The organism is Mycobacterium sp. 852002-51971_SCH5477799-a (assembly GCF_001667145.1).
Taxonomy (GTDB): Bacteria; Actinomycetota; Actinomycetes; order Mycobacteriales; family Mycobacteriaceae; genus Mycobacterium.
The window spans coordinates 1-5,299 of record NZ_LZIF01000090.1; the positions used below are offsets into that span (position 1 = coordinate 1).

Below are 5,299 nucleotides of genomic sequence, written 5' to 3' on the forward strand. Positions count from 1 at the left end.
CATCACCATGAAACTCGTCGCGTTGTGCTCACGAGCCAACCGCGCGACCTGCTCCTGCAACTGCGCCGGCCAATCCACCACCACCCGGGCCCCGCGGTAATCGGCCGCCGGCGGATAGGGCCGATCTGTGGGCAGCTGGATCCGCTCCGGCATCCCGGCCAGGGCGTCTTCCCAGTAAGCCAGCTGGGCACCGATCAGGCTCTGCGGGTCGTGGAGCTCGCCCAATTGTTCGCGCTGCCACAACGTGTAGTCGACATACTGCACCGGCAACGGCGCCCAACCCGGGGCCCGCCCCGCACACCGGCTGGCGTACGCCACACCCAAATCGCCCACCAGCGGCCCGATCGACCAGCCGTCGGCGGCGATGTGATGCAGGACCGCCACCAGCACATGCTCCGTGTCGCTGATGCGGTAAAGCTTTGCGCGCAAGGGGATTTGGGAGGTCAGGTCAAACGGGTCGCGCACCACCTCGCCCACGGCGTCAGTCAGCCGGCCGGCCGACCAACCGCTGGCGTCCACCACCTGCCAGCCGAGATCGGCCAGCTCGACCGGCACCACGATCTGCCGGGGAATCCCGTCGACCGCCGGGAACAGCGTGCGCAGGCTTTCGTGGCGACCGACCACGTCGGCCAGCGCCGCCCTCAATACCTCGGCGTCCAGGCGCCCGCTCAGCTGCAACCCGAGCGCCATGTTGTACACCGGTGAGCCGCCCTGCAGCTGATCGACGAACCATAACCGACTCTGGGCGAACGACAACGGCACCACCGCGGGCCGCTCCACCGTCACCAGCGGCTCCAACCCACCACCGGCGTCGCCCAGACGCAACGCCAATTCGGCCACCGTGGGCGACTCGAACAGGGCGCGCACAGCAAGACCGGCATCCAGCGCGGTATTGACCGCGGCCACCACCCGCATCGCCGACAACGAGTCCCCGCCCAAGTCGAAGAACGATTCGTCGACGCCGACCCGCTCCAGCCCCAGCACCTGGGCATATACCCCGGCCAAAAGGTCTTCGACCGCGCTGGTGGGGCCCCGGTAGTGACCGCTTTCCTTGTACTCCGGCGCCGGTAAGGCCCGGATGTCGAGCTTGCCGTTGACCGTCAACGGCAAGCGGTCGAGCACCACCACCGCCGCCGGCACCATGTACGCGGGCAGCCGCTCAGCCAGCTCCGCGCGGATCTGAGCGCGATCCGCGGGTCCGGTCACATAGCCGACCAGCCGCTTGTCGCCGGGGCGGTCCTCGCGGGCGACCACCACCGCTTGCTCGACCGCGGCCAGCCCGGACAGGGCGGCCTGCACTTCGCCGAGTTCGATGCGATAGCCCCGGATCTTGACCTGATCGTCGGCGCGCCCCAAATACTGCAGCTCCCCGTCGGCCCCCCAGCGCACCAAATCCCCGGTGCGATACATCCGCGATCCGGAAGCGCCGTCGCCGGCAAACGGACACGCCACGAACCGTGACGCGCTCAACCCCGCCCGGCCCACATATCCATACGCCAGCCCGCCGCCGGCCACATACAACTCGCCCACCACGCCCAGCGGCACCGGGCGCAACCACTTGTCGAGCACGAAAAATCCGAGATGGGCCAACGGCACGCCGATCGGACTGACACTGCGGTCGACGTCGGCGGCGCCGATCTCGCGGAACGAGGCATGCACCGTCGTCTCGGTGATGCCGTACATGTTCACCAGCCGCGGCGAGCCCCGATGGCGGTCCAGCCACGCGCCAAGGCGCCCGGGTTCCAGCGCCTCGCCGCCGAACACCACTGTCTGCAGGTTGAGTCGACTGCCCGATTCGGCCGCCCGGGCATCAGCGGTCTGCAGCGCATAGAAGGCGGACGGCGTCTGACTCAGTAGGCTGACCTGTTCGCCAATCACCAACGCGTGCAGGTCATCTGGGGACCGGACGACGGAATCGGGCACCACCACCAAGCGCCCCCCGTGCAGCAATGCGCCCCAGATCTCCCACACCGAGTAGTCGAAGGCCAGCGAATGACATTGCGTCCACACCTGCCCCGTCAGCTCTTGATCGGCATTCAACGATTCCAGCAGTCGAATGACGTTCTGGTGAGCGACGGCCACCCCCTTGGGCACTCCGGTGGTGCCCGAGGTGTAGATCAGGTAGGCGATCTCGTCGGCCGCCGGTGCAGGCAATGCGGTGCTGGGCTGGATGTCAATTCGCGGGTCGCTGACGTTGACGACCGCCAGTCGGCGATCATTCAGGCGATCCGCCAAGCCCGCGGTAGTGATCGCGACGACCGGTGCGGCATCGGCCACCATGAACTCCGTCCGCGCCGCAGGATGCGCCGGATCGATCGCGATATACGCCGCACCGGTTTTGAGGACCGCCAACATCGCGACGACCGCCTGAGCCGACCGGGGCAACAACAGCGCCACCCGCTCACCCGGTCCCGCCCCACGGGCAATCAACAAGTGCGCCAACCTGTTAGACGCCTCGTCGATCGCGCGGTAGGTCAGCGAGCGACCCTCGAAGGTCAACGCCACCGCCCTCGGCGTGCGCACCACCTGCGCGGCGAACAATTCCGGAATCGAGCCCGACGACGTCGCCGGGCAGGTCAGAACCGCCCGGTTGCCGATCGTGTCCAGGCGCGCGCGTTCACCCGGGACCAACAGCTCTATCGACGACAGGCGCCGACTGGGCTCGGCGGTCAGGGCCTCCAATACCCGCTGCAACCGCTCGGTCAGCGTCCGAATGCTTTCCGCGTCGAACACATCGGTGCGGAACTCCACTGCGCCACCGATCCCGGCCGGGGCGCCGGTCTCGGTCCAGCGTTCGGCCAACGAGAATGTCAAGTCCACCCGCGCAGTGCGGGTCTCGGTGGGTACGGTGCCGACCTTCAGGTCGCCCAGCGCCAAACCGGTGGCCGGGTCACCGGCGAAGTTCTGCCAGGCGAGCATCACCTGGACCAGCGGGTGATGGTTCAGCGATCGGGTCGGGTTGAGCCGCTCGACCAGCACCTCGAACGGCACGTCTTGGTGTTCGTAGGCGGCAAGGCTGCGCTGCCGCACGTGCGCCAGTACTTCGGCGACCGTGGGGTCGCCGGCCAGGTCGACGCGCAACACCAAGGTGTTGACGAAGAAACCCACCAACGGATCGAGAGCGGGATCTCGCCGGCCGGCAATCGGGAACCCCACCGCCACGTCGGCGCTGCCGCTGAGGTTGGCCAGCAGCACCGCCAGGGCCGCCTGCATCACCATGAAGCCGGTCGCATCGTGCTCGCGGGCCGTCCGGGCAATCCGCTGCTGCAACTGCGCCGGCCAATCCACCTCCACACTGGCGCCGCGGTAATCGGCAACGGCCGGGTAGGGCCGATCGGTGGGCAGCTGAATCCGCTCCGGCATCCCGGACAGCGCGTCTTCCCAGTAGGCCAGCTGCCCGCCGATGCGACTCTGCGGGTCCTGCAGCTCGCCTAACTGTTCGCGCTGCCACAGCGTGTAATCGACATATTGCACGGGCAACGGCGCCCAACCCGGGGCCCGCCCCGCACACCGGCTGGCATAGGCCACACCCAAATCACTGACCAAAGGGGTGATCGACAAGCCGTCGGCGGCGATATGATGCACCACCGTCACCAACACGTGCTCCTCGTCGGCGATGTGGAAAAGCCTTGCCCGCAGCGGGATTTCGGATTCCAGGTCGAACGCACACTGCGTCGTCTCCGCAATCGCGTCCCGCAACCGGTCGGCCGACCAGCCCGTGGCATCCAGGCGCTGCCAACCAAAGTCGGTCTCCTGCACAGGGATAACCACCTGTCGGGGAATCCCCTCGACCGCCGGGAACCGCGTGCGCAGGCTTTCATGGCGGCCCACCACATCGGCCAGGGCGACTCCCAGCGCCGTGGCATCCAGATGCCCACTGAGCCGCAACGCCACCGCCATGTTGTACACCGCAGAGGGGCCCTGCAATTGATCGACGAACCACAGCCGGTTTTGCGCGAACGACAACGGCACCACCGCGGGCCGCTCCGCGGCCACCAGCGGGTCCAGCCCGCCTCCGGCGTCGCCCAGGCGCAATGCCAGTTGGGCTACGGTGGGCGACTCGAACAACGTGCGGACCGAAATGTCGCCGCCCGCCGACTTGTTGATCGCGGCGACCACTCGCATCGCCGACAAGGAATCCCCGCCCAAATCGAAGAACGAGTCCTGAACGCCGACGCGATCGACGCCGAGTACGTCGGCGTAGATGCCGGCCAGGATCTCCTCGATACCGTTGGCCGGGGCTTGATAACCGTCGCCGGCGGTGTATTCGGGTGCGGGCAAGGCCCGTTTGTCGAGCTTGCCGTTGACGGTCAGCGGCAGGGCGTCGAGCGTTACCACCGCGGCGGGGACCATATAGGGCGGCATTCGCTCAGCGAGCGTAGCGCGCGCCTGCGCGGGGTCGGCGGTCCCGGTGATGTACGCGACCAGTCGCTTGTCACCGCCGCGATCCTCACGCGCGATCACCACGGCCTGCTCGACGCCGTCCAGTTTGGCCAACGCCGCCTGGATCTCGCCCAACTCGATGCGATAGCCGCGGATCTTGACCTGCTCGTCGGCGCGGCCCCGGTAAATCAGCTGTCCGTCAGCACCCCAGGACACCAAGTCTCCGGTGCGATACATTCGCTGCCCCGGCGCCCCGTCACCTGCGAACGGACAGGCCACGAACCGCGCGGCGGTCAGCCCGGCCCGCCGCGCATAGCCACACGAAAGTCCGGAACCAGCCACATACAACTCACCGACGACACCGACGGGCACCGGCCGTAACCATGTGTCGAGGACAAACAAAACGGCCCCCGGCACCGGGGTACCGATCGGCACCACACCGGATTCCGCGCCTAACGGCGCACTGATCGACGCATACACCGTGGTTTCGGTCGGGCCGTAGCCGTTCATCATCAGCCGCCCTGGCGCCCAATGCTCGACCAGCTCAGCAGGGCAGGCCTCACCGGCCACCATCAACGCGACGGATTCCAAGCCCTCGCGCGACAGCATCCCGACCGCGGAGGGGGTCTGGCTCAACACGGTGACCTGTTCGGCAATCAGCAACGCGTGCAAGTCTTCCGGTGATCGGACCACGGACTCGGGCACCACCACCAGCCGCCCCCCGTGCAGCAGCGCACCCCAGATCTCCCACACCGAATAGTCGAAGACCAGTGAATGACACTGGGTCCACACCTGTTCCGGCGCGAGCCGCAGGCCGACGTCGAGTGAGTCGAACAGACGGATCACGTTGTGATGGGTGACGGCAACGCCTTTGGGGACTCCGGTGGTGCCCGAGGTGTAAATCAGATACGCGATG

The 5,299-nt window shown here is 67.5% G+C and carries 1 protein-coding gene; it reads right to left on the minus strand.

What is annotated here, in order from left to right; translation table 11 throughout:
• The coding region (locus A5753_RS13645; protein WP_156656095.1) for a non-ribosomal peptide synthetase at positions 1-5,299 on the minus strand (5,299 nt) is incomplete at both ends.